21 protein-coding genes are annotated in these 25,945 nt (G+C 48.8%); 16 read left to right on the top strand and 5 right to left on the bottom strand.

Going from position 1 to position 25,945, the window contains the following annotated elements; genetic code table 11:
• Positions 1-78: 78 nt before the first annotated feature.
• The 6 genes from W04_RS10995 (at position 79) to W04_RS10970 (ending at position 8,636) form a co-directional block, all read left to right on the top strand.
• Complete coding sequence (locus W04_RS10995) at positions 79-513, top strand: organic hydroperoxide resistance protein (protein WP_045979053.1); 435 nt, start codon at positions 79-81, stop codon at positions 511-513.
• A 215-nt stretch (positions 514-728) separates the two neighbouring features.
• Positions 729-2,831, top strand: coding sequence for a hypothetical protein (locus W04_RS10990; RefSeq protein WP_231658116.1), 2,103 nt, complete (start codon positions 729-731; stop codon positions 2,829-2,831).
• 166 nt (positions 2,832-2,997) lie between these two features.
• Complete coding sequence (locus W04_RS10985; protein WP_053910858.1) at positions 2,998-4,716, top strand: ATP-binding protein; 1,719 nt, start codon at positions 2,998-3,000, stop codon at positions 4,714-4,716.
• Complete coding sequence (locus W04_RS10980) at positions 4,713-6,068, top strand: sigma-54 dependent transcriptional regulator (RefSeq protein ID WP_053910857.1); 1,356 nt, start codon at positions 4,713-4,715, stop codon at positions 6,066-6,068. Before W04_RS10985 ends, W04_RS10980 begins: the two co-directional genes overlap by 4 nt.
• A 160-nt stretch (positions 6,069-6,228) precedes the next feature.
• Positions 6,229-7,176 carry a porin gene (locus W04_RS10975; protein ID WP_053910856.1) on the top strand — a complete coding sequence of 316 codons (948 nt, stop codon included), beginning with the start codon at positions 6,229-6,231 and terminating at the stop codon, positions 7,174-7,176.
• Between the two features lie 11 nt (positions 7,177-7,187).
• Positions 7,188-8,636 carry a DASS family sodium-coupled anion symporter gene (locus W04_RS10970; RefSeq protein ID WP_053910855.1) on the top strand — a complete coding sequence of 483 codons (1,449 nt, stop codon included), beginning with the start codon at positions 7,188-7,190 and terminating at the stop codon, positions 8,634-8,636.
• Between the two features lie 57 nt (positions 8,637-8,693).
• On the opposite strand, the gene W04_RS10965 is transcribed toward W04_RS10970, so the two are convergent.
• The 5 genes from W04_RS10965 to W04_RS10945 form a co-directional block, all read right to left on the bottom strand.
• Complete coding sequence (locus W04_RS10965; protein ID WP_197275960.1) at positions 8,694-10,187, bottom strand: VCBS repeat-containing protein; 1,494 nt, start codon at positions 10,185-10,187, stop codon at positions 8,694-8,696.
• A 146-nt stretch (positions 10,188-10,333) separates the two neighbouring features.
• Positions 10,334-11,488, bottom strand: a complete 1,155-nt coding sequence (locus tag W04_RS10960) for an O-antigen ligase (protein ID WP_157576413.1) — start codon at positions 11,486-11,488, stop codon at positions 10,334-10,336.
• A gap of 209 nt (positions 11,489-11,697) precedes the next feature.
• Positions 11,698-12,186, bottom strand: coding sequence for a hypothetical protein (locus W04_RS10955; RefSeq protein WP_053910853.1), 489 nt, complete (start codon positions 12,184-12,186; stop codon positions 11,698-11,700).
• Between the two features lie 17 nt (positions 12,187-12,203).
• Positions 12,204-14,180, bottom strand: coding sequence for an EAL domain-containing protein (locus W04_RS10950; protein WP_082342213.1), 1,977 nt, complete (start codon positions 14,178-14,180; stop codon positions 12,204-12,206).
• Positions 14,181-14,187: 7 nt separating this feature from the next.
• On the bottom strand, positions 14,188-14,790 hold the full coding sequence (locus tag W04_RS10945; RefSeq protein WP_053910851.1) for a transglutaminase-like cysteine peptidase: 603 nt from the start codon (positions 14,788-14,790) through the stop codon (positions 14,188-14,190).
• Positions 14,791-15,082: 292 nt separating this feature from the next.
• Between W04_RS10945 and galU the strand changes: the two genes are divergently transcribed.
• The 10 genes from galU to W04_RS10895 are packed head-to-tail and all read left to right on the top strand — an operon-like array spanning position 15,083 to position 25,944.
• A complete protein-coding gene (galU, locus tag W04_RS10940) occupies positions 15,083-16,009 on the top strand; it encodes a UTP--glucose-1-phosphate uridylyltransferase GalU (RefSeq protein WP_053910850.1) in 927 nt (308 codons plus the stop codon).
• Between the two features lie 36 nt (positions 16,010-16,045).
• Positions 16,046-17,179, top strand: a complete 1,134-nt coding sequence (wecB, locus tag W04_RS10935; RefSeq protein WP_053910849.1) for a non-hydrolyzing UDP-N-acetylglucosamine 2-epimerase — start codon at positions 16,046-16,048, stop codon at positions 17,177-17,179.
• A gap of 11 nt (positions 17,180-17,190) precedes the next feature.
• Positions 17,191-18,444, top strand: a complete 1,254-nt coding sequence (gene wecC / locus W04_RS10930) for a UDP-N-acetyl-D-mannosamine dehydrogenase (protein WP_053910848.1) — start codon at positions 17,191-17,193, stop codon at positions 18,442-18,444.
• Positions 18,444-18,989 carry a serine O-acetyltransferase gene (locus W04_RS10925; protein ID WP_157576410.1) on the top strand — a complete coding sequence of 182 codons (546 nt, stop codon included), beginning with the start codon at positions 18,444-18,446 and terminating at the stop codon, positions 18,987-18,989. The genes wecC and W04_RS10925 overlap by 1 nt, the downstream gene beginning before the upstream one ends.
• A complete protein-coding gene (locus W04_RS10920; protein WP_053910846.1) occupies positions 18,986-20,134 on the top strand; it encodes a VpsD family glycosyltransferase in 1,149 nt (382 codons plus the stop codon). The genes W04_RS10925 and W04_RS10920 overlap by 4 nt, the downstream gene beginning before the upstream one ends.
• Positions 20,127-21,545, top strand: coding sequence for a lipopolysaccharide biosynthesis protein (locus tag W04_RS10915; protein WP_053910845.1), 1,419 nt, complete (start codon positions 20,127-20,129; stop codon positions 21,543-21,545). Before W04_RS10920 ends, W04_RS10915 begins: the two co-directional genes overlap by 8 nt.
• Positions 21,538-22,785, top strand: a complete 1,248-nt coding sequence (locus tag W04_RS10910; RefSeq protein ID WP_053910844.1) for a VpsF family polysaccharide biosynthesis protein — start codon at positions 21,538-21,540, stop codon at positions 22,783-22,785. The genes W04_RS10915 and W04_RS10910 overlap by 8 nt, the downstream gene beginning before the upstream one ends.
• Positions 22,769-23,611: an AAC(3) family N-acetyltransferase gene (locus W04_RS10905; RefSeq protein ID WP_053910843.1), complete on the top strand. Its 843-nt coding sequence runs from the start codon at positions 22,769-22,771 to the stop codon at positions 23,609-23,611. Before W04_RS10910 ends, W04_RS10905 begins: the two co-directional genes overlap by 17 nt.
• A complete protein-coding gene (locus W04_RS10900; protein ID WP_053910842.1) occupies positions 23,611-24,618 on the top strand; it encodes a hypothetical protein in 1,008 nt (335 codons plus the stop codon). The genes W04_RS10905 and W04_RS10900 overlap by 1 nt, the downstream gene beginning before the upstream one ends.
• Positions 24,619-25,944: a phenylacetate--CoA ligase family protein gene (locus W04_RS10895; protein WP_053910841.1), complete on the top strand. Its 1,326-nt coding sequence runs from the start codon at positions 24,619-24,621 to the stop codon at positions 25,942-25,944.
• Position 25,945: the final 1 nt, after the last annotated feature.

Here is a 25,945-nt window from a genome sequence, read left to right as displayed (position 1 = left end):
AACACCCATTATAGGCCCAAGGAAAACTTGGTAATTCGCTTATCACACTTAGCATCAACTGCTAAAGAGGAGCACAGTATGAAGACACTTAATGAGGTTGCTTACACCGCGAAAGTACATACCGAAGGTGGCCGCGAAGGCCATGCTCAATCAGACGATGGTCGCTTGGACGTGACCCTGTCCACGCCTAAAGGATTAGGGGGCGATGATGGCCAGGGAACCAATCCGGAGCAGTTATTTGCAGCAGGGTATTCAGCGTGTTTCATTGGCGCTATGCGCCATGTTGCCAACGAGGGAAATACCTCCCTGCCCGAGGGCACAGCCATTGACGCGCAGGTCTCGATAGGGCCGATTGAAGGCGGTTTTGGCATCAAGGCTAAATTAGAGATCCATCTGCCAGATATGGCTACAGATGAAGCGCAACAATTGATTGAAAAAGCCCATCAAGTCTGCCCTTACTCTAATGCGACCCGAGATAATATTGAGGTACAACTGGTACTCAAAGACGCTTAAGGCGTTTTAATTACCGAATAAGGGGTATCATTACCCCTTTTTAAATCAGATGGTTATCAGTTTTTCACTGATATTTTGAATAATTTTGCATCCAATCGCGAGGTTAAGCCGTTACGCCCCTGATGTAACTAAAGATAGCGACGTCAGGGCTAGGACGTGAAGCAGTATAGCGAAGACACGTTATAACACGGTTTAACAACTTGCGAGGAATGGATATGCGTAATCAACATACTTCTGCTGCATCGCAGCAGCTCTCACCTTCTACCCACTCCAATGCGATAAAGCTGAGTATCATCGCCTTGGCCTGCGCCGGACTCATTGCTGGCTGTAGCGGTGATGATGGCAGTGATGGTGCGCCAGGAGCGGATGGCGCGCCAGGTAGTGATGGCAACGACGGAGAAGACGGCCGCCCGGCCTTGTCAGCAGGCACCTACTTACGTGCCAATAACGGCAGCGATAATGCCGGCACCGTTGATGTCACCAATGAATACGGTGAACTGTTATACACGCTAGAAACCAGCAACAATGAAGGGCTGGTATACGGCCATCAAGATCAGCTTATTCAAGCCGGGGATGCCGATACTGGCAGTATTAAAACACTGTGCGCAACATCGCTAAGGGCGCAAAACAATGGCTTCTCTAGCACTTGGGATCGCGTAATATCTGGCCCCAATAGCACCTTGGTAAACCCCAAGGGGATGACGCTCGCCAGCGCGCACGGGATTTTATTGGTTGCTGACTTTGGCGCTATGCAAATCAGCGCCTTTGGTGCGATGGCCAGTGGTGATAACGCGCCAATTGCCGTAACCGCTACCGATGCCGCTCCTTGGGATCTCGCCTACGACGATATTAATGACCGCCTCTACGCTGCACTCACCAATGGCACTGTCGCGGTGTACGACAATTACATTGCTTCAGGTATGACAGCCACCCCAGCTCGTACGATTGTTCCAAGCGACAGTAACGGCGACGCCATTGGCGTAAATTTACATGGCATTGCCTTCGATGGCAGCCAAAACCGCTTAGTGTTATCTGATGTTGGCAGTGCGCAGAGTGCCGATGATGGCACGCTGTTTATCATTGAAGGTGCGGCAATGGCTGACGGCAATACCCCGGTAAGCCGTATGATAGCGGGCCCAAGCACCCGCCTAGGTAATCCGGTTGATATTCTTCTAGAGGGCGCTACCTTGCGAGTAGCCGAGAAGTCGAACGATGCGATTTTGGTATACACTAATATTTTCAATGGTGCCAGCGGTGATATCGCTCCTGATTTTGTGACCATGACCAGCAAACCCGAGTCTCTTGCTCGCAAACAACACACCACGCACCTTGATGCTTCAGATATTGATAGGCCAGCCACGGTACGTGGCGTTGCGGTGTCGTCTAATCCGGGGATTGCTGGGCCGACGACCGGAATGATAGCGCAACTAAATGCGCCGCTGTCGGCTATGAATATGGGCTTTGATACCCAAGCGACCATTGAAAGCGTGACCTTTGATATTGAGGGTAACGGTTACGCCACTTTCGATAGCAGTGATGGCAGCTCTGGCGGCATTATCATCGCAAACCGTATTGCCAACACCCGTGATAACGGCATGTTCACCTTGAGTCAGGATCGTTTGGTAAGCGGTACCAACACCACGTTAACCTCACCGAAAGGGATCGATATCGCATCAAAGCAAGGGCTCGTGTTTGTTGCCGAATTCTCGACTAGTAATCGTGGTATAAAAGTTTTTTCGCGCTGTGCGTCGGGTAATGTGGCGCCGTTGATGACCTTGTTGCCAGCCAACGATGCACGCCCTTGGGATGTGGATTATGATGCCCAAAGCGACCGCGCTTTTGTGGCCTTAACCAATGGCACCATTGCCGTGTTCGATGAAGTCAGCGCTAAGATGTATGGTGGAATGAGCACCTTAGCCGGCGAAGACCGACTTATTGTCCCGGCAATGTCAGGTATGGCTGTGGCGGCGCCCACCAATATTCATGGCATTGACTACGACCCGGTGAGTGATGCCTTAATCGTAACAGATGTGGGCAGCGCCGCCGATGCTACCGATGGTAAAATTTATGTGCTCAATGGCGCTGCCATGGCCTCTGGGCTAACTAACATTGATATTGCCATTAGCGGACCTAATTCGATGTTAGGAAACCCAGTAGACATTATGTTCAGTGGTCGCGATTTATACCTCGCAGAAAAGTCCAATGGCTTGGTGATGCGCTGGGATAATATCCTTAACCGCGCCAGTGGGGATGTGAGTGCAGATGCCAGCTATGCTTTCGTCGCGCCAGAGTCCATTGCGTTAGTGCTACAAAAATAGCCCTTTGCAGCGTCATCGCTGTGTCTCCTGTTGGCCGCATTAGCGGCCTTTTTATTGCTCGAATGCGCGCTAACCCCGTGCATCGCTCGTCGTTGTGCAGCTACCATCATGGTCATCACACTGGTAGACTGAGAGGCGAATATCACCATCAATAAGTGAATAATAAGTGTCAAATAAGCTGGTCATTAAGCTTCTTGTTTATAGCGTGGTGCTGGTGGTCGCTATGGTGTTGACCGTGCAGGTGACCATGCAGCAGCAGGCGCAACGTGCGCACAAACAAGCAAGGGTGCAAGGCGCGCACCTCAGTGACTATATCGACAGGCAATTTAGCCGCTATCAACGTATTGTCGATTCCTTGAGTCGCAGTAAAGCAGTGCACCAAGCCTTAGATATAAAGCGCGCAGCCAGTCAAGATACCGACCGCTATCTGCACGATATGCAACTGGCCAGTGGCGCCTCTGATGTGTATTTACTCAACACATCAGGCACTGTGGTTGCGACCAGTAATTGGCATTTACCCTACAGCTACAAGGGCAATAACTTTGCTTTTCGCGGCTACTTTCGAGATGCTATGCGCCACCATAGCGCCATTGATTTTGCCCTAGGGCAGCGCTCACGCAAGCGCGGCTTTTACTTTTCTCAAGCTGTCATAGTCGCAGGTGAGGTGGCCGGTGTCATCGTTGTTAAAGTGAATGCCAGCCAGTTTGAGGCCGATAAAGCGGCGCTCGATAGCGTGCAAGATACGCTATTTGCATTGGTTGATGACAATAATGTGGTGTTGATGTCGAACGCTGAACCGTGGCGATTAACCTCGTTGTCGCCAATGACGACGCCGCAGCGCCAGCAGCTAAAGCAGTCGCAGCAATTTCTTGAACGCACCATCGCTCCAGCACCTTGGCAGTGGCAAGGTCAAGCGCAGGTTTACATTGCAAAGCGCAAGCGCACCTTTGTCATTGATGACACCGCTTTGGCGCGTGCACCTTATCAACTATTGACCCTCGTGCCTCGCAATTATCTTAATGAAACCTTGGTGGCGCGCCTTGGTGTCACCCTCATGTGTTTATTGGTCTTGATTGCCTTGGTTGAGTATTTATTGGTAAAAGTAGCGGGTTATCGGCAACTGCTTTACAGCGAGCGCTCCCTTGCAGAGCAGGTGAAGCAGCGAAGTCAGGAGTTGGAGCAAGCCCAAGATGCCTTAGTGCGCACCGCTAAACTCGCCACTATCGGTCAACTTAGTGCCAGCGTTAACCATGAGATTAATCAGCCGCTCAGTGCCATGAGTGCGTATATTGCCGCCAGTAAACGGCTTATTGCTCGTGGTCAATATGATAAAGCGCTCAGCAACTTACAGTTAATCGAGCAATTGGTTAATCGCGTTCATGCCATTGCGGCGCAACTAAAATCTTTTAGTCAAAAGCGTGAGCATAAAATGCAAGCAACGTCATTGGCGCAAACCATAGATAACGCTTTGCTGGTTGCAGGGCCGCAACTTAAAGAATACGGTGTTGAGGTGTGCTACCACCCGTCCAGTGTGACGGTGTGGGTTGACCCTTATCAATTCGAGCAGGTGTTGGTGAACCTTTTTGCCAATGCCTGCCAAGCCATGGAAAAACAGGCGGTGAAGCGGTTGCGTATTGAAGCTGATAGCGACGACGAGAATGTGTATTTATCCATTATCGACACCGGCTCGGGGATAGAGCATCATGCGCTAAGCAGCATTTTTGAACCATTCTACACCACCAAATCCGAGCATGGCCTAGGGTTGGGGTTATCTATTTCTAAGCAAATTATCGAGTCTTTCCAAGGCACGCTTAGCGCTCATAATCACCCCGATGGCGGTGCTGAGTTTTTAATTAGTTTGCATCAACAAGAGCCACAAATATGAGCAATGCACAGACTATCTACGTTATTGACGATGAACCGAGTATCCGCGACTCCTTAAAGCAACTGCTAGAGCTTGAGGGCTATCAGGTCGTGTGTTTTGATGATGCCAATAAAGCCTTGCATAAGCTTAACCGTAGCTTTGCCGGTGTGGTGCTGAGCGATATTAATATGCCTAAACTGGATGGTTTGGCGTTTTTGCAGCAGGTTCAGCAGTTTGACTCTGAGTTGCCGGTGGTGTTTTTAACTGGCTATGCCGATGTGAGTACCGCAGTAAAGGCGATGCAGCAAGGGGCCTATGATTTATTTGAAAAACCGGTCAATGAACAGCTATTAGATTGTCTGGCACGGGCTTTGGATAAACGCAAACTAGTGCTAGAGAATCGCCAATTAAAACGGCAAATAGAGCATCATTGTGCTCCTGGGGTGCGTATTTTGGGGGAAACCCCACAAATACAGCAGATGATGCAGTTACTTGATGCGATTAGAGACACCCCCGCAGATGTATTAATCGAAGGTGAAACCGGCACCGGGAAGGAGCTCGTCGCGCGTTATTTACACGAACATGGCGATCGCAACCAAGGCCACTTTGTGGCAATCAACTGTGGTGCAATTCCAGAAGAGCTGATTGAAAGTGAGCTCTTCGGTGCTGCCAGTGGTGCGTATACTGGAGCTAATCAGGCACGCGAAGGCAAGTTCGCTTACGCCAATGGCGGAACGGTTTTTCTCGATGAAATCGAAGCGATGTCAGCAAGCTTACAAGTTAAATTACTGCGTGTGCTCGAAGAGCGCCAAGTCACCCCCGTCGGCTCGAACCAGAGCATTGATCTTGATATGCGGGTGATTGCGGCAACCAAGGTCGATTTGCAAACCTTAGTGGATACTGGACAGTTTCGCGCCGACTTGTTCTTTCGCCTCAATCTTTTAAAAGTGCCGATCCCGGCACTACGGCAAAGAAAAGCCGATATACCCCTTTTGTATCAGCACTTCTTATCTATCGCCGCCACGCGTTTTCATAAACCCAGTATGGCGTTAACAGAGCCCCTGCGTGCGCAACTGATGCAATACGATTGGCCGGGCAATGTACGTGAGTTGCGCATCCATGCTGAGCGTACGGTATTGCTTGGCGAGCAATTAGCCACTCACTCAATACAAGCGCTTGAATCGCAGCAAGAAGTACTGAGTTTGGCGCAAAAAGTCGCTTACTATGAGCAGTCACTCATTGAAGATGCTTTGGCACAAAGCCAAGGCAGCATCAAACAGACCATGGCGCTGTTGCAAATTCCGCGCAAAACGCTGTATGACAAAATGGCCAAGTACCAGCTCACCCGAGCAAGTTATACCGAGCCTAATTAATGGGTGGAATTGGTGATAAATAAGTAAAAGAATGTGCGGGAATCCACACATGTTACACCTTAAACATTCTTTAAGTTATGACAACTCATTGTTTATATTAGGTTATTAAAATTGGTCAGGTTCTTGATTGTAGTGTTGCAGACAACAATAGGACAACACTATGATAAGACCAATAACATTATATTCATGCGTGATGCTTGGGGTGGCTACACATGGCGCTGTGGCCGGCGACTACAGCATTTATGGTAAAGCACAGGTGCAACTTGAGCACACCGATAAAGGGTTGATGCGTTACACCGATAAGGGCACCCATATTGATGCGCCATTCTCGCGCATTGGCGTAAAAGGCAAGCACGATATCAGTGCCCAAGCCCAAGTGGTATATAAATACGAAGTGCAGGTGAAAGGCTTTGAAAGCGACGACACCAGTGAGCCATTCAGTGCGCGCAACACTTACTTAGGGGTGCAATCAGCTTACGGCACAGTGCTATTTGGCCGTAATGACAGCCGCTTTAAGTACAGTGAGGGCAAAATTGACCAATTCAATGAGACCCAAAGCGACATAGCGCAAACAATAGGCGGTCAAGACCGTATTGCCGATAGTATTACCTATACCTCGCCAAAGTGGGGACAATGGCAATGGGCGCTGACTTTTGCGCCGAAAGATGACGCTAAAACCGAAAAGAATGGCGTCGCCGCCTTATTGAGTTATGGCGATCGCGCCCTAAAGCAGACCCCCTATTATTTAGCCCTAAGCTACACCGATGCCTTAGCTGATATTCAAGCGTTGCGCGTCAGTGCGGTGTATCAATGGCAACGACTGCAAGGTGGGGTGCTGGTGCAGCGCAGTGAAAATTTAGCCGGCGATAAAGACGGCAACAGTGTGCTTGTGAGTTTGCGCTATTATGCCAGTGACGCATGGCAACCTAAATTGCAATATGCGCGTGATACCAGCCAGCTTCGTCATGACAGTGATAGCGAGCAGCTCTCAGCGGGTGTTGACTACATAGTTGATAAGCAAACATCTTTTTACTTTTTAGCGACTAAACTTGAGCTCAACCAAGTCTCCGATACCAGTACTGCAATTGGACTAAAATATAAATTCTAAGAGGTCTTAGCATGTCAGATTCGAAATTTACTCAACTTCGAGGTCAACTGTTGTTGGCCTTCGGGCCATGCGTCATGTTGTTGACCTGTTTGCTCGACCCACCAGCGGGGATGTCTATGGCCGCGTGGCGCACTACCGGCTTAACAATTTGGTTAGCATCTTGGTGGGTCAGCGAAGTGGTGCCTATTCCGGCCACCTCGTTGCTGCCTTTGGTGATTGTGCCTTTGGCTGGGATTGCACCAATTAAGGCGGTTGCAGCTCCTTACGCTCATCCTCTTATTTACCTCTTTTTAGGCGGCTTTTTACTGTCAATTGCCATGGAGCGTTGGGGGCTGCATAAACGCATTGCTCTGACTACCTTATTGTTGGCGGGCAGCAAGCCAAGCTTGCAGATCATGGCGATGATGGCAGTGACCGCGTTTTTATCAATGTGGATGTCAAACACCGCAACAGCCGTGATGATGCTACCGATTGCTTTATCAGTGGTCCACTTGTTAAAAGATAATGGCAGCCAATGTGATAATTTTGCCAAGGCGCTGCTATTAAGTATTGCCTATGGCGCTAGCATTGGTGGTATTGGCACCTTGATAGGCACGCCTCCGAATGCCTTGATGGCTGCTTATCTAGCCGACAGTTACAACATCGAAATCGGCTTTGCTACCTGGATGATGATAGGCGTCCCCTTAGCTTTAGTGATGCTGACCCTAACCTGGCTGTGGTTAACGAAAGTGATGTATAAAGTGGATAAAACTGCCAGCCAAGTAGAGACCAAAGGCATGTTTCGCAATCAACTAGCGCAGTTAGGAGCGATGTCTCGGGCCGAGAAAAGTGTCCTCGCGGTCTTTGCCTTAGCGGCGGTGAGCTGGGTGTTGCGCCCAGTGCTCGCTGATATCACCGGGCTGGCGATATCAGATACCGGTATTGCTATTGCTGCAGCGTTGCTGCTGTTTATGTTACCGGCAGAAAAGCACTCTCAAGAGCGGGTTTTAGACTGGCAAAACGCGGCAAACGTGCCTTGGGGGATTTTGTTGCTCTTTGGTGGCGGCTTGACCTTAGCGGCGCAGATAAAAAGCTCAGGCCTGGCTGATTACATTGCTAATCTGCTTAGTGGCGCCAGTGCGATGCCGTTGGTGATAAGTGTTCTCGTGGTGGCCGCGTTAATTACTTTCTTAACCGAGATCACCAGCAATACGGCGACGGCCGCCGGGTTTTTGCCTTTACTTGGGCCGGTGGCAGAGTCGATTACTGGTACGCCCTTAGTGTGGGTGGTGCCCGCTGCGGTTGCCGCCAGTTGCGCCTTTATGATGCCGGTGGCGACGCCACCGAATGCGATTGTATTTGGCTCGGGGGAGATAAAAATTACCGATATGATCCGTGCAGGCTTTGCTTTGAACATTATTGCCATTGTGCTGATCACGCTGGTAACTTTAGTGATAGCGCCGATGGTGCTTAACTTTTAATGGTTTTCTCAGGCAGCGCGGCCATAAACAACGCGCTGCCTGTGATTACGTAGCTAGTTATTTAGCGACCAACAGGGTTAAGCGCTTGTGCAGCTCGGCACTATCGAGTTTGCCATAATAGGCGATAAGGTCGGCTTTATTATCGCCATTGATATCGGCATGGCTAATCTGCGCTGCGGATTGTGGCAAGGCAATATCTTGACTGCTTTTGCGGGAGAAGCCACCGTCTTTGTTACCGAAGCGATAAATAAGCTCATCGCTGTCCTCAGAAAGTAGTAAATCAAGAATGCCATCGCCACTAATATCGGCGAGTTTCACCAAGGGTTCGCTGGCGCGGCCTTTGCTGATACTAAAGCCCATTTCGGTTTCATAGTCCATGCTCGGCTGTTCCGGGTATTGTCCTTGCGCATTTTGGCGATAGAGCAGCACGTCTTGGTCAATGCTACTTGCTAGCAGCGCAGAGACTACCTGCGAGACCCCTAACTCAAAACTGGATACCATCACTTCTTTGCGGCCATCACCATCAATATCTTGCAGCTCAAGACCGGTGAGTGTGCCTTCTGCACGCACTGTGGTATCGGCCTGCGCACCAAAACGAAGCTCGCCATCAGCGGTGTTTTTGCCATAAAATATCTCGTAGTCGTTTTTTCTATCTAGCACGCCAGAGCTTTGGGTATAGCGCACCACCATATCCACTATCCCATCGCCGTTAACGTCTTCAAAGCGCTCCAACTTACGGTAGTTGAGATCGCTTTGGTCCAAAGAGCGGCCATCATCATCGAGTTGATCCCACCAATCAATGGCGTGAATATCCTCGCGAATGGCCACTGCTTGGTGGTCAAAATGGCGCTTGGCAGCAGTGTAAATGTGCAGCTGGCCGGCGGTGAGGTGAACAATATCCATGCGCTCATCGTTATTAATATCTAAGGTAAAGGTTTGTGCCGGAGTCACACTCAAGCCATCGCGAGTCAATACGTTTTGGCCGGTAATAGCCAATTTGGAGAGCTTGTGCGCTTTATCTTGCTGGCTAAACCACACCTGTAACTCATTAAAGTTAGGCAGCATCACATCAGCACTTTCATCGCCATTAAAATCAAATATAAATGGCATGCGGCGCATAAAGTTACTGCGTTGAATTTGGAATACGGAGCTGACTTCGAGATAGGACAATAACCTTGGCTCTGAAGGGCCTTGTGGATACTGATAACGACCAACATGGTCTTTGGCGAGGAAATACAGGGTGTGTTTGCCCTGTGGGTCGTTGCCAATGTCATAGGCAAAATACTGCTCACCAATGGCAAAGCGGTCCACCTGGGTTAGTGTCCCGTCAACCAAGGCCAGAACGGCCACTTGCTGTGCTTTGGCGCTGCTGCGGCCAATCGCGATTATCTCTTTACCCGGATGAGGCGAAATATCGGCGCTAATAGGGGCCTGAGTAATATTAAAGTCAACATCAAGATGGTGTTCACTAAAAGCGTCAGCCCATACTGGTTTGCTTAGCAAAAGCACTGCGGCGATGGCACTTTTAATTGGCAAGTGTCTTCCTGTCACGTTAAACCTCATTATTGTTATGTATTGTCACTGGTATTTGCCTTGGAGCCAGCTACTCACGCAAGTACAGGCCCAAGATGACTTCTTTACAGTGACATAACTTTTAATGCCTCGCCAACATTCAAATGTAAGTAAGTGTATAAACGCTAATTACGGGCAAGCACAGGCGGTGATAAGGTTTTGCATAATAGCCCAATACATAACACGGTAATAAAAGTGAGCGCATTGGCCATTGCTTGCAGAGAATAATCTACACTTGCGTGCAATAACATAAATATAATGGCGGCGATTGCTCCGAATGCGAGCCCCTGATAAAGCCGCGTTCTGCGCTTTTTCATTACTTGTACCGAGACCCATAAGCAACCACCAATCGCCACTGCCAAGGCAATGCTAGCAGGCCAACCAAGCTCAATTAAAAACTGCAGATAGTCATTGTGGGCGTTATCGTAATATCCTGAGTAGGGCCCTTGTTGGACACTTGGAAATACCGTGTAGAAACTCCCCGCACCATGGCCTAAAAAAGGGTGTTCGAACAGCAGTGTCCATGCGTCACGAAGCACTTCATCACGGCTTTCGAAAAGCAAAGCGGTGTTACTCAAACGTTCCTTCACTTGGGAAACCCCGAACAGTGCGCCAATAAGAATGAAATCAAGCACAAAAAAACTAAAAATTAACCATTTAAATTGCTTTGAGGGCTTGCGGTAAAAAAACAGGGCTAATAAACAGGCTAAGGCCAAGGCAATGAAAAAAGCAGCATTGCCCATGCGTGAACGGGTCAGGATAAGCGCGATAACCATAACCATTAATGCTAAGCGAATCATTAATTTGGGGCTTAACCATACCTGGATCAGACGTTTAAAGCTGAGAGGATTTTGTCCGGTGCTTAGCTGAGCGATGATGAGCCCAACGCCTAAACTTAAAACCAAACCAAGGTAATTAGCTAAAAAGTTCTGGTAGGTGAAACTACCGAAGGCTTTATCGTTGCGTTGCCACTGTAAGACTAGGCTAGGTAAGTCAGGGCTTAACACCAAAATACAGGCATAACTTGCCTGCACCAACCCGGTTATCACCAATAACACGACCAGTGCCCGCAATCGTTGATAGCTAGTGCAGTAAGTGAGCAGCAAAACGGCGTAAAGGGTCAGTGCTACCGTGACCAGCAAAGCATGCCTGGTCGCACCGGGGCTGGCGCTCAGCTCTAGTACATCCTGCATAGCCACTACAAACACACAACTTAGCATGGGGATGATAAGCCAGCGGTGTGTCTTATTTATATTCCATAGCGGTTGTTGAGTTATCATAGCATAAGCACAATGCAAAGCGCTGACTACAGCGAGAGCTAGGCACAATAATGCACTGGCCCAAAGACGAAAGCCCCCTAATAAAAAGGGGGCTATAAATAAGATGATGAGTAGCAGCGCAAAGATAGCACGTGAACCATGCGCTTTAAGGCGATTATCCGAGCTTTCGGATGTCTTCAGAGACAGGCTTAACACTGAAGAATCAACGCTTATTGGTTTGACTCAGAAATTCCGCCATCCCCGCCTGAACCACCGAGACCGACGATGGGGGATGGTGCGAAGTTTGGGGCTGTTGCCGGCCCGGCTGCAGTTGCTTGTGACACTAAGGTTGCATCCATATTGTTGGCAATAGCTAACGCGGTCACATTATCAGGGTTCATGCCTGCACTGAGCGCCGCTGCAACGATATTCATGGCCTCATCTGAGGTCACGCCCACGTGGACTAGGGCTCGGGAAAATAGCTCATTGGCTGCGCTGGTATCAGCCCCAACAGCGGTGATAGCAGAATTAACCAAAGCCGCTTTTAATGCTGGGTAGCGGCTCATAAGTGCGGTAATTTGTGCACTGAGTGGCTGCCCTTGGTCGATAGCCTCAGTAATAATCGCATCGCTTTTAGCGGTCGCTTCGACAGCGTGCGCATTGCCTATCATCATGGCGCATATCATCCCTGTGCACAGCACTAAACCGGTCTTTTTCATGATCGACTCCTTTATCGCTATAATGTTCGTGTTTGAAAGTTGAAGATAGCCTGTTCGGGGCCTTCTTCTAATTGCATCGGCGGCTTTATGTAGTTTCCTTGCAGACCGTCAAACTGCAGCTGCATAGCTTTGTCAAAGCTCACCGCATTTTCGATATGACAGGCAATTGTTTTTATTCCAATTCCTGTGCAAGTGGTGACTATGGAGCGTAACAAAGCAAGTGCATCATCGTTCTGCTGTAAGTCCTTGGTATAGGCCGCATCCACCTTCACGTAATCTATATTGAGGTCACGCAAATACCTAAATGAGGTAAGGCTGGAACCAAAGTGCTCTATACACACTTTAATATTGAATGCTTTCAGTCGCGCCAACACATTCTTGGCCATGGCGATATCGGCCAATAGGGTGGCTTCACCTATTTCTAACACTGTGTTGTGGCGTAAGCACCCGTAATGATGAGCCTGACGACACACCCAAGTAATAAAATCTTCATTGTAAAACGCCTCTTTACTTAGGTTTACTGCAAGGGCTAACTCCGTATGGGTATTACGAAAGTTAATAAAAGCTTGGAATAGCTTTTTCTCTAACTCACACGCTAAGCCGAGGCGCTCAGCCATGGCAAATAGTTGTTGGTTATCAATAGACTTCCCTTGGTCGCTAATGCGCACGAAGGTCTCAAAATAATGGGCTTGCTGCTGCTGTTGTTTGCGAACGGGTTGAAATGAATAACTAAAATTACCTTGCTCAATAATTCTCACAATGGTCTCTCGCCATTGGCTTTGCGATTGCACTAAATTGTGTGTGTGACACATTGCCGGCTTGTCAGGGCTCGCTGTTGAAATGGCGGTATCCAGTTCACTCAGTATACTGCCCACGGTACTGCAGCTGTTAACGGAGGCAATACTCAAATGTGCAAAGCCCTTCTCATAACGATGGTGCTGCTCTTTTTGAAGGCTGTGATGTAAGCGCGATAATGTCTCAGCAACAAAGTCGCAAGGGTAGGGCATATGAATAGTAAATGTACCACCGCTGATGCGATAGATATGATAGTCACCTAGGTGGGCGAGGTAGCGTTTGATGACTTCCAACACCGCAAGCACGTAGGCGTCACCTTGGCGGTAATCATGATGTTCATTGATTAATTGCAGGCTAGGCAAGGTGACCATAGCCACGCTGTGGGTATGCTCATCTTGCAGCTGTTCGGTCACGGCGCTAAGTTGGTTATCAAAGGCGCGACGATTGCCCAACCCAGTTAACTCATCACGATATGCTTGGCGGTAGTAGGCATCGCTTTGTTTGGTTAACGCATCAAAGGTACGCTGAATACTTGTCACCATGTCATTCATCGCTTTAGTGACAGAGAACAGCTCTCGAGATTTCGGACTCGCGTTGTTTTGCACAAACTGTTTTTGGCCAATGCGCTGTGCCTGCTGTTCTACTTTTCGCAGTGGCCTGAATACCGAGCGCAGCACGAAATAAGCAAGGCTCAGAGCAATCACTAAAATTATTGCTGAGCTGATTGCCGCTTGTTTCACCTGCTGCCAAAGCTCGATGTATGCAGCACCTGGATGCGTGGTGACACTTAAAAAGCCACCCACTTTCCAACCACTATTGAGCTCCTTGGTGTAGGTCGGTGCTTGGAGCTGAAATAGGCGCATAAACCATGATGGCACCCCTTGTATTTCGGGGTTGTGATTGAGGTTAACAAGCGACTTATTTTGATCATCCTTAAGCTCTATCTGAGCATAGTAACCAGAGTCAAAAATAGCTTGAACCATGGTGCGTGCCACCATCATCTCGCGCTCATTTAAATAGGGTGAAATAGCCAGACCTAAACTGGTCGCGGTGTCACGAGCGTGCGTCGCCATTTGTTGCTGATAAAAGGCTTGGGTTTGTTCGCTACTAAGCTTTAACTTCACTGCAAAAGTGATTATTCCCAGTAACACGATGAGGGCGTAGACTTGAGTTTGTAAACTCATCCTTGGTTTGTTCATTGACTTTTCACTCCTTGTTCGCTGATTCCTGTTCGATCTGCTTAATCAACTCCTCCCAAGCAGACACTCGACTGCCAGTGGCTTGGCCACTGAGGTTTTGCGCTTTAGCCAACCATAATCCTTGGCCATTGAAACTATAAATCGGTTTTAAATCTTCGCGTTCACTGGCTTTGACAATACGATTATCAAAATTATCAAGTACGTAAGGCTCATCATCTTGACCATCAAAATACAGCACTACCATATGTGGTTGATCAAGCGTTAAATGGCGCACATACATTAAGCGTAGCTGCTCATCGGGGATGCCTAAACTAACCAAGGTAAAAAACTTGGCGATGGCGTAATCTTCGCAATCACCGGCACCTTGGATCAGCAGTTGAGCCGGTGTGGCCCAATAGTCACTTTGATGCCACAGCGTTTCATCACTTTGGTAGGCCACCACTTCATTAAAGAACTGGTTGACGCTCTGCAGCTGGCGCCATGCATCTGCATGTTGCTGCATAACAAGCATCTCTAGCCAGTGTTGGGCCCGCCTTGATGCGCCAATGTTCCCTTTATTTTGCACGTACTCAACGAGCTGCTGCGGCTGCAACAATTGTCCGTAGGTCAATGCAGCCGTGCAACTTAAGGCGACTGCGACAGCAAATCTTACTGCTGTTTTGATTCCGGTTACAATTTTGCAGTCCCTTATAAGTTTGCGTTCATTCCCAGAATGATATCACTTAAATGTACAACAGGTACATGCGAAATAAAAACTTAATCTAATTCTTTGGTGCTAGTTATTGAAATCTATTTGTTAACAAGTACAATGTTTAGTACTTATCGACTAGATGTGCAGTGCCAAGGACGGAGTGGGCTCACTGAGTGTTTTGCCACTCACACCGTTTTCAAAGGAAATATATATGAAAGTGCAAAAGGCGGTATTACCGGTCGCCGGTCTCGGAACACGTATGCTCCCAGCGACCAAAGCCATCCCTAAAGAGATGCTCCCATTAGTGGACAAACCCCTTATCCAGCATGTGGTCCGTGAAGCCGTTGAGGCGGGGATCAAGGAAATTGTGCTGGTGACTCATTCCTCAAAAAACTCAGTAGAGAATCACTTTGATACCAGCTTTGAGCTCGAAGCGACGTTGGAAAAACGAGTCAAACGTAGCTTGCTCGAAGAGGTGCGCAGCATTGTGCCAGACGATGTCACTATCATTTCAGTACGCCAAGCCAAGCCGCTAGGGTTAGGCCATGCGGTATTAGCAGCGCGTCCGATCGTTGGTGAAAACCCGTTCGCGGTGTTATTGCCTGATGTGATTATTGATGAGTTTGCGTGTAACTTGCGCAGCGAAAACCTTGCGCAGATGATTGCACGTTTTGAGCACAGTGAGCATTCGCAAATCATGGTTGAGCCTGTAGCAGCCACTGATGTCGACAAATATGGCATCGTAGACATTGATGGTAAGACTATTCATGCGGGTGACAGCGCTGTTATTCGTGACATGGTAGAGAAACCCTCACAGCAACAAGCGCCAAGCCGTTTGGCGATAACCGGCCGTTATGTACTCAGTGCGCAAACCTGGGATCTGCTCGAACACACGCCCCCAGGAGCCGGTGGCGAAATCCAATTAACTGATGCCCTACATCAGCTTCGCCAACTTCAAACCGTCGAGGCATTCCATTTGAAGGGTCGCTCTCATGACTGTGGCTCTAAACTCGGATACATGATTGCCAATGTGCACTATGCCATGCGCAGCCAACAGTTTGGCAGCGAGTTTCAAGCTGCACTGGAAAGCATGTTAGCCATCGAGCAAGCCAAGCACAGTGCCAGCGCATCGGCATAACACCTGTTAAGCGAATTAAAAAAATAGAGGATTTATATGGCCACTAAGGTACTGAGTGTATTTGGTACACGTCCTGAGGCAATCAAAATGGCGCCGGTAGTGAAAGCCTTGGCGAATGACTCTCGCTTTGAGGCGCGCGTGTGTATCACGGCACAACACCGAGAAATGCTCGATCAAGTTATGGCTCTTTTTGCCATTAAAGCCGACTATGATCTTGATATTATGCAAAAAGGGCAGTCACTCAATGATGTGACATGTCGCATTTTGCAGGGTTTAGCTCCTGTGCTTGATGAATTTAAACCCGATATCGTATTAGTGCATGGTGATACCGCCACCACCTTCGCGGCGAGTTTGGCGGCGTTCTATCAGCAAATTCCCGTCGGCCATGTAGAGGCAGGGCTGCGCACCGGGAACTTATATTCGCCGTGGCCTGAGGAGGCGAACCGTAAGCTTACAGGCGTGTTGACACAGCTGCATTTTGCGCCAACAGACACGTCAAAGAACAACTTACTGAAGGAAAATATTGACCCGAGCAACGTGCACGTAACCGGTAATACGGTAATTGATGCGTTGCTCGATGTTGTCGATAAGGTCAACACCGAGCCAAGTCTTAGCGAACAGTTGCAGCAGCAATTAGCATTGGCCGCAGACGAGAAAGTGATTTTAGTGACCGGGCATCGCCGAGAAAGTTTCGGTGGCGGCTTCGAGCGTATTTGTCAGGCATTGGCGCGCATTGCTAAGCGCTTTCCACAAAGCCGGATTGTTTATCCTATGCACATGAATCCGCAAGTGCGTGAGCCGGTTAATCGTCTGCTCCAAGGCTTGGAAAATATCTCACTTATTGAGCCATTGGATTACCTTCCCTTTGTTTATTTAATGAATCGTGCGCACCTTATTGTGACCGACTCTGGCGGCGTGCAAGAAGAAGCTCCAAGCCTTGGCAAGCCTGTATTAGTTATGCGTGATACCACCGAACGCCCAGAAGCGGTGGCGGCGGGCACAGTCGAGTTGGTTGGCACTGATGAGCAAACCATTTTCACTGCCGTTGAACGTTTAATGACTGATGAGCAGGCCTACCAGCGTATGAGCCGTGCTCATAACCCCTACGGTGATGGTCAAGCCAGTCAACGCATTGCCGATGCCATCGGCGCTCACTTTCATGCCCAATAAGGATAGTTACTATGAATTTTGAAACAGTTTCAGTTATCGGTTTGGGCTATATTGGCCTGCCTACCGCCGCCGTTGTCGCCTCGCGGGGCATTAATGTCATTGGTGTCGATGTAAATCAGCAAGCAGTGGATACCATCAATGAAGGGAAAATCCATATCGTTGAGCCTGATTTAGACATTGTGGTACGCGGTGTGGTTGCCACCGGCAATCTGCGAGCAACGACCGAAGCTCAGCGAGCGGATGCGTTTATGGTCGCGGTGCCTACTCCCTTTAAAGATAATGACAGTGGACCAGTGGAGGCCGATTTAAGTTATATCCAAAGTGCGGCGCAAGCGATTGCGCCGGTGCTGGAAAAAGGCAATCTAGTGGTTCTTGAATCGACCTCTCCGGTTGGGGCCACCGAACAACTCGCTGCTTGGTTAAGCGAAGCGCGTCCAGATTTGAGCTTTCCACAGCAAGTGGGTGACAACGCAGATATTAAAATTGCCCATTGTCCAGAGCGCGTACTACCTGGCTACGTACTACAGGAACTAGTTTCCAATGACCGCGTCATTGGTGGTATGTCGCAAGCATGCTCAAAACGCGCCGTTGAGCTGTATGAAAACTTTGTTCGTGGCGAGTGTATTATCACTAATGCACGCACCGCAGAAATGGCTAAGTTAACCGAAAACTCTTTCCGCGATGTGAATATCGCCTTTGCCAACGAATTATCGTTGATCTGTGACAAGCTAAAAATCAACGTGTGGGAACTCATTCGCTTGGCCAATCGCCACCCCCGCGTCAATATCCTTAATCCCGGTCCAGGGGTGGGGGGTCACTGCATCGCAGTCGACCCTTGGTTTATTGTTAGCAGTGCTCCCGAGCAGGCAAAGCTGATTAAACAAGCGCGCTTGGTCAATGACGGCAAGCCAAGCTATGTGGTTGAGCAAATAAAGCAAGCGGCGGATGAGTTTAAGCGCCCGGTTATTGCTTGCCTTGGTCTGTCATTTAAGGCTGATATAGACGATTTACGTGAAAGCCCCGCTTTAGACATTGTCAGTGACTTAGCGCAACAGCAAATCGGTGCCGTTTTGGCTGTTGAACCGAACATCGATGAGCTTCCTAGTCACCTTGGTGCCCAAGGGGTTGAACTGACTTCCTTGGAGCAGGCGCTAGAGCTTGCAAATATCGTCGTTGTACTGGTTGATCATAAGCAATTTAAAAATGCCGACAAAACCGAGTTTGCCCGTAAAGTGGTGATTGATACCCGAGGTGTGTTGGCGTGATGACACCTAAGCAGCTCATTAAGGCCGATTTATATCGGCAAACCGGGCGGGTTTCTAGGGTGTTACTGATCAAGCATTTATTAGTGAACCCCTCGTTCAACTATGTGTTTTGGTTTCGCTTGTGTCGTGCTCGCAGCGCACTGATGCGCGGCTTTGCGCGGTTGATGCATAAACATTTATCAGTACGGTATCAGATTCAGTTGCCCAAGGAAGTGCAGGTCGGGCCTGGGCTGTACTTAGGTCATGGCACCGGCATTATTGTTAATGCCAGCGCTAAAATTGGCGCTAACTGTAATTTAAGCCCTTATACCGTGATTGGTTCAAACCATGGTCACGCAGCGCAGATTGGTGACAATGTATACATTGGACCACACACCAGTGTGGTTGAACACGTACATATTGGCGATGGTGCTCAGGTAGGCGCGGGAGCTGTGGTGATCAAGGATGTACCTGCGCATGCCACCGTTGTCGGAAACCCGGCTAAAGTGGTGCGCGAACATGGTGAGGCAACCTATATTGCAAATCCAGTGCAGGTTAATTCATGACCCAAGTAGTGATTGTTGCACCGTTAAGCACCATTGAATGGGGCAGCGATAACGCTGGGGGCGTCGATAGTGTGTGCCAGCAGTTATTGCAAGCACTCATCGCGATGCCAACGCCCGGGTGTCAGTACGAAGTGCTCGCGTTGAAAGTTGGTCAGTCTTCAGCACAGTATTTCACGCGTTATCGCTTAAGCGAACAAGTGCATGTGACCTTTGTACCTAGCAAGGGCAAGATCGCGGGAGTGCCAGTACCTGGCGTGATTTATCAGTGCTGGCAAGTGCGCAAGTTTTGCCGGGCGCACCGTGCGGATGTGGTGCACAGTCACTATTGGTCGTTGTTGCTTGGCGTGCCCAAACACATTGCGAAAATGGTGACAGTGCATTCGTTTGGAAAGTTAGGACGTAAGTCAGTGTCCATGCTCAATGACTTGCTCTATGAGCGTATTCTGCCGAGCTTGTCACGCCATAGGGCGAATAAAGTTACCTGTGTAGGCGAGCAGCTGCGACAGTGTATTGCCCAGCAAACAGGAATAAATGCAGAGGTCGTTGCAAACCCCATTAATCCCACTTTTTTTGCTGTAAATACAGCGTCAATAGAGAAGTTTAACACCCCCACCTTAGTGACCTGTGCAATGATCCACCGGAAAAAAGGCATTCATGTCGCTATTGATATTGTGGCGAAGCTAAATCAAAGCCGTGAGGTGAATTTGTGTATTATCGGCCCGGTACGTGATCATGACTATAAAGCGGAGTTAGACGCTCAAATCGAGCGGCTTGGGATCTCGGCTAACGTGCAATTTACCGGTGTCTTATCAATGTCTGAGGTGGCGCAGCATTATGCCAAAGCACATGTGGGCTTGTTTTGTTCACAAGAGGAAACTTTTGGCTTGGCCCCTTTGGAAATGGTCGCTGCTGGTCTTAACGTGGTCTCGACGCGCGTGGGTGTATTGGCTGAGCAGCCACAGTTATTCATCAGTGCGGGTGGTGCGTTTATCGATAGCAATGATATCGACGCTGCGGTGCAAAGAGTTAGTCAGGTGCTCGAGGGCAGGGGCAGTGCTGAGCCTCAGCTCATTGCCGACGCTTTTTCGGCGCAACGAGTCAATGCCCAGTATCAGCAGTTGTACAAGGAGCTAGCGGGTGTTTAATAAGTTACTCAGCTACGCCCCAGTACAGATATTTTCAGCATTGAGTGTGTTTGCGCTCATAGCCATACAAACTCGGTTTCTCGCGGTAAGCGAATACGGTCTTTTGGCAGTACTGCTGGTGATCATGGAAAGCACACGCTCTATGTTTGCGCAGTGGATTAACACTGCACTGCTACGCTTTTACCCCAGTGCACAAAGTCCAGAGCGTGAACAACTTTTGTGCCTCAGTAGCTCGTTGTTATGGTTATTTGCAGCGGTAGCGGTACTGGTTGTAGCCTTATGCTTGTGGGTGTTTTCGCTATTTTCATGGAGCAATATGCTTTGGGTTGCTCTGCTGTTCGTTGCCAAAGGAACATACACCTACTACCTTGAGCGCGCTCGAGTGTGTGAGCAAGTTAATCGTTATCGTTATGCGGCCTTGACCCAAGCGGTGTTATCCGTGGTGCTTACCTTAGGTTGCCTGTGGCTTGATGGTGCCCTGCATAGCGCCTTAATTGCTTTGGTAGCGAGTAACGCCATCGCCTTGTTATTTACTTTGCGTAGAAACCCTCAGGGACATAAGGGCACACCGGTGCTGCGCCGAGAGTTTCTACACTATGGTTTGCCTTTTATGTTTACCGGTGCCCTCGGAGTATTGGCAACACGCAGTGACCGTATCGTCATTGCTCAGCTTACCTCGTTAGAGCAAGCTGGGCTCTACGCCGGCATAGCCAACTTGTTAGTGGGCTTAATGGCACTGGTGTTTATGGTCGTGGCTCTGCCGTTGTATCCAGAGCTGACCAAACTCACTGACAAACCGCAGCAATTGCGTCAGGCTCATAGCCGCTATGGTGGGTATTTGTGTGCGTTAGCGATACCGGCGCTTACCGGGCTGTGTTTACTGGCACAGCCACTGATCACTGTGTTTTTAGGTGAGCGCTATCAGCAGCTAGATTTACGCGTATTTTATGCTATTGCCGCCGCCACCTTTATTTTGAACCTACGCGGCCACTATTTAGACCATGGCTTACAGTTTAGGTTGCGCACTCAATGGCTACCGCTGATCACTGCTGTAGGCTTTGCCTTGCAGCTCGCTTTAGCATTTACATGGGTACCCAAGCTAGGTGCGTTAGGTGCAGCATTGGCATTGCTTATTGCTATGTGTGTTGCAGCCTTGCTGTCGTTGATAACTGGGCGTTATTACCGTTACCACTTTACCTGGCCAGCACAGCTTTATAAAACGCTACTGGCGACAACGGTGATGGGCGCAGTGCTTTATACATTGTTGAGCACCCTTGTATCACTTGCGCCTTGGCAGCAGCTTGTTATTGGTGTACTGGCAGGGATCACTATCTATGTGCTGATGCACTGGTTACTCAATACCTTCGCTATACGTAGCCAGAGCCTCAACTGGAGGCGGCGCAGTGTCTGAGATTAAATTAGCAAAATACCTACAATTAGCCTTATTCAGTGCAGTGGTACTCGGTGGCTACCTGCTTGAAAATCTCGGTATCGCCTACGTATCAGAAGGCGGCTCGCCGGTGGTTAAAATACACCTTTATGCATACATTTTACTGGCGTTATTTGGGTTATTGGTGTTGAGCAGAGGCATGGCAGCAAGTGTTGCTGAATTAGGTCAGTTAGCGTCTATTTGGTGGTGGTCATTTATCGCTCTAAGCGCTGTTATCGTCTATGGCCTAGCCACACAAGGCACGTCAGGCATGGCCTATATGGTTAATACCTTTTTAGCGCCATTGTTGTTGTTGGTACTACTCGCGCAATTATCACACTCGCAGTTGCAGCGTATTTTGGTGCTACTTGCTTACTTGTTGCTGTTTAATTCCTTACTTGCGGTGGGGGAGTACGTGTTAAATACTCGTATAGTAAGCGTTGAGTTTGACTCCTTTGCTTTTTTTCGCTCAACCGCATTGATGACACACCCCCTGAACAATGCCCTGATCACCGTGGCTTTAGCCTTGTTGCTCTGCACCTACACTCGACTCCCTGCTTTTGCTTATATCGGGCTCGTGATTTTGGCGCTGTTTGCTTTTGGTGGGCGGGCAGCGTTAGCACTCTTTTGCCTTGGCGCCTTAGTGTGTGCCGTGCCCGCATTGTGGCGATTTTTAACCCATGGTGTGGCCGTTGACAGGCGGTATCTAGCGGTACTTATGATGCTCGGCTATTTCGCCTTTATTGCTTTTATTGTGGTGCTTATTGAGTCGGGGATCACCGAACGTATCGCTTCGAAAATGTATATCGATCACAGTGCTACAGCGCGTTTAGATGTGTTTTATCTGCTTGAGCAGTTGAGCCCAAAAGAGTGGGTGTTCGGCGCTTCAGCGAGTTTGATGGCGGCTATCGAGTTTTATATTGATATCTCGGTTATTGAAAACTACCTCGTAGGATGGATTTTTAATTTTGGCTTGATTGGGGCTGTGCCGCTTTTTATCGCCGCTTTCTTGCCCCTAGGTTATTTCTTTTATCACGGGAACTTAGTCAGCCGTACCGCGATTGGTGTGTTTATGATTGTGGGGGTAACCAATAACTCATTAACAACAAAAACACCGGTATTGTTACTACTTTACTGTGCCTTGTTCTGTGCTTTAAAACTTCAACAAAAAGCCCAACAATCGACTCGGGCCCAAGGAGCTAGCCATGCTTGCGCGACTTAAGTCATCGTCTATTTATGCCCATTTACGGCAAATAAAGTACCGTCGCCAACGTCAGGCTTTAAACGCGCAACCTAAAACCACGCTGGCGCAGATGCGAGCGGTGTTGCTCGATGATTTGCAGATAGCGCAAGGGGATGCATTGTTAGTGCACTGTGGTTTTGGGTTTTTGCATGCTGATTTTACTCCCCAGCAATTGCTCGAGCTACTAAAGCAAATTGTCGGCCCTACAGGGACCTTGGCCATGCCATTTTACCCGCCAGGGTTGTCGCAAGATTGGCTAAAGGCTGGGCGTATTTTTGATAGCGCACATGTGCGTTGTGGCACCGGGGTATTGGCGCAAACTCTAGCTGATGATGAGCACAGTCACATCAGTATCCACCCTATCAAAGCTGTTGCCGCTTGGGGCCAACACAGCCGATTAATTACCGCTCATCACCAGCATAGCCAGACGCCTTATGACGCGCACAGCCCCTATTACTTGCTGGCACAATTGGAGCACTCCAAGTCCATCGGTTTGGGCGTACGTAATTGTTCGATGGTGCACTGCGCTGAAGACCTGTACGAGCAAGACCTGGGGTATCTCTATGGTGACAAGCCCTTTGCAGCCACGGTGATTAATGAAGGCAAACAACATAGCGTAACCACTTTTGTGCATGACATTCGCGAGCCGCTGATGGAGTCGAGCACATTTTTTGATTTGCATTGTCCCCAATTGGTTACCTTAAGTCAGCGTTTAGTTTCGCCTTGTTATGCTATCGACAACTCTAAACTGTTGCCGCATTGCCAGCAGCTATTCGCGCAAAACATCTCAAGGAAGAAGAGCTAATGAAGTACATTTTGACGTTTGATTATGAGTTGTTTGGCAGTGGCAAGGGCGATGTGTTTAAGCACTTGGTCACGCCCACAGACAAAATGCTCAAAACCATGCAACGTTTGGGAATACGCGCTACTTTTTTCATCGAATATCTTGAGCTCGAAGCGATTTTTAAAGAAGCCGACAGCGGCAACCCTGTTTTTATCGACGATGCCAAGCATATTAAAGCCCAGCTCGAGCGTATGGTGTCTCTAGGTCACGACTTACAATTACACCTGCACCCTCAATGGTATCAAGCACAGTACCGTCAAGGACAATGGCAGCTCAACTTTGACTGGTGGCGATTTTCAGCCTTGCCTTATCGAACCAGTGCTGATGGCACTCCTGGTCAGCTTGATTTATTGCTCGCCGGTAAAGCCTTTTTGGAAGCATTAATTCAGCCCCTCAACAGCGAATATCGTTGTCATGCTTTTCGTGCCGGTGGCTACAATATCGGCTTTAATCCGCAGAGTGTGAAAGCACTAAGCGCAGCAGGCTTTGATACAGAATCATCTTTGTGCCCGGGCTTTTACGCCAATAAGGCCTTGTGTCAATACGACTATACCGACTGTGATTCATTCTTACCTCATCCTATGCCCGGCAGTGATGAGCCTACACAAGTCATCGAGTACCCGTTGCTTACGCTGCGCAGCTCGTTGCCAGAAAAAATCTCTCTGGCGCGTTTATACACGCGGTTAGTTAATAAAAAATTAAAGCGCATTGGTTATCAGCGTAGCGTTAAGCCGGCTGCTCCTTTGCAGCCACACAAATTGACAAACAGTAACTTCGATGTGTGTCTAAGTAGCCGAGCACAAGTACAGCGATTTTTAGCTTTGGCGCAGCAAAAGTGCTTGTCTAGCACCGTACTTATTGGACATGCCAAAGACTATTCATGGTTTTCTCCTTTTGCATACACGCTTAAACGAGCACAGCGTCAAGGTCAATTTATCACTCTCTCAGATGCGCGGGGGACGGTGTAAATGTATACCTCTCGTATGTACAAGCGCAGTCCGATTTGGCTGCAAAATGTGTTGGCCTCGGTCTATGGTGGTTTACGTCAGAAGCTGCGGGATAACCGACACACTCGCTCGCTAACAGCGCAGCTTGAACAGTTGCAATACGACGTGCACAAATGCGACGCCTATCGCCAAGCGCGGCTTGAAAAAATGCTTACACACGCGGCTCGCCGAGTTCCTTTTTATCGCGATAAAGGCACTGATTTAGGGCAATACAGTGTGATTGATAAAGCCACTGTCAAAGCTCAGCACCGTGATTTTCTAGACTCTGAACATCAAGGGGTCAAGATCAAAGGAGCGACCAGTGGTACCACAGGCAGTCCTTTAGTGATTTACCAATCGAAAGAATCGGTCATGCGTGAGCGAGCTTTTACTAATCGCCACCGACAGTGGGCGGGGTATCAAAAAGGAGATAAGCGAGCGTGGCTTCGCGGAGATATGATCGTCCCAAGTGAGCAACGAAAGGCGCCGTTTTGGCGTTATTCGTGGTTCGAAGATATGATCATGCTGTCTTCCTTTCATTTAACCACAGCTAATATGGCGAGCTACATCGACGCCATGGTCGAGTTTGGTGTCGATGTTATCCAAGCCTACCCGTCGTCGATTGTCAGCTTGGCAAAATATTTACAAAGTTGTGATACCTACTACCCCGCGCCATTAAAGTCAGTCATCACCTCATCAGAATCTTTAAGCGCCGAAGACAGAGCCCTGATTGAGTCACGCTTTAAGTGCAAAGTATTTGATTGGTATGGTCTATTTGAGCGTGTTGCAGCGATAGCCAATTGTGAGCATGGTAACTACCACCTTCTCAACGATTACGCTGAAGTTGAGTTGCACCATATCGATGGTAATCGTTATGAACTGATCGGAAGCAACCTTAACAACTCTTTATTTCCACTCATTCGCTATCGCACGGGCGATTTTGTCCAGCTGAGCGATGAACAAAGCTGTCCGTGTGGTCGTCATTATCCTGTTATCAGCGCCATTGAGGGCCGCCAAGGGGATTACTTGGTGGCTGAACAAGGGCAGAAGGTCTACGTGCTTAACCATATTCCCAAAGGGGTTGACGGCTTACTGGGGTGTCAGTTTGTGCAACATCGCCCAGGCGCGCTCGAGGTTAGAGTGCAAATAGATGATAGGCGCTTTGATGAGCACCAGCGCCAGCAATTAATAAGCAATACCAAGGAACGCTTGGGTCAAAGCATGCAGGTGAAAGTAACACCGGTATCACAACTAGAAAAAACCGCATCGGGCAAGGTACGCCAAGCGCTTTGTAGCATTGAGGAATGAG

The sequence above is a fragment of the Pseudoalteromonas sp. SW0106-04 genome (assembly GCF_001293805.1).
Taxonomy (GTDB): Bacteria; Pseudomonadota; Gammaproteobacteria; order Enterobacterales; family Alteromonadaceae; genus Pseudoalteromonas; species Pseudoalteromonas ruthenica.
This window is presented reverse-complemented; position numbering and strand designations above follow the sequence as displayed.

Coding starts and splice junctions, on each gene's coding strand:
- W04_RS10955 (WP_053910853.1), bottom strand. CDS start 12,186: ATGAAAAAGACCGGTTTAGTGCTGTGCACAGGGATGATATGCGCCATG.
- W04_RS10895 (WP_053910841.1), top strand. CDS start 24,619: ATGTATACCTCTCGTATGTACAAGCGCAGTCCGATTTGGCTGCAAAAT.
- wecC (WP_053910848.1), top strand. CDS start 17,191: ATGAATTTTGAAACAGTTTCAGTTATCGGTTTGGGCTATATTGGCCTG.
- W04_RS10900 (WP_053910842.1), top strand. CDS start 23,611: ATGAAGTACATTTTGACGTTTGATTATGAGTTGTTTGGCAGTGGCAAG.
- W04_RS10990 (WP_231658116.1), top strand. CDS start 729: ATGCGTAATCAACATACTTCTGCTGCATCGCAGCAGCTCTCACCTTCT.
- W04_RS10905 (WP_053910843.1), top strand. CDS start 22,769: ATGCTTGCGCGACTTAAGTCATCGTCTATTTATGCCCATTTACGGCAA.
- galU (WP_053910850.1), top strand. CDS start 15,083: ATGAAAGTGCAAAAGGCGGTATTACCGGTCGCCGGTCTCGGAACACGT.
- W04_RS10980 (WP_053910857.1), top strand. CDS start 4,713: ATGAGCAATGCACAGACTATCTACGTTATTGACGATGAACCGAGTATC.
- W04_RS10950 (WP_082342213.1), bottom strand. CDS start 14,180: ATGAACAAACCAAGGATGAGTTTACAAACTCAAGTCTACGCCCTCATC.
- W04_RS10995 (WP_045979053.1), top strand. CDS start 79: ATGAAGACACTTAATGAGGTTGCTTACACCGCGAAAGTACATACCGAA.
- W04_RS10970 (WP_053910855.1), top strand. CDS start 7,188: ATGTCAGATTCGAAATTTACTCAACTTCGAGGTCAACTGTTGTTGGCC.
- W04_RS10920 (WP_053910846.1), top strand. CDS start 18,986: ATGACCCAAGTAGTGATTGTTGCACCGTTAAGCACCATTGAATGGGGC.
- W04_RS10975 (WP_053910856.1), top strand. CDS start 6,229: ATGATAAGACCAATAACATTATATTCATGCGTGATGCTTGGGGTGGCT.
- W04_RS10960 (WP_157576413.1), bottom strand. CDS start 11,488: ATGATAACTCAACAACCGCTATGGAATATAAATAAGACACACCGCTGG.
- W04_RS10925 (WP_157576410.1), top strand. CDS start 18,444: ATGACACCTAAGCAGCTCATTAAGGCCGATTTATATCGGCAAACCGGG.
- wecB (WP_053910849.1), top strand. CDS start 16,046: ATGGCCACTAAGGTACTGAGTGTATTTGGTACACGTCCTGAGGCAATC.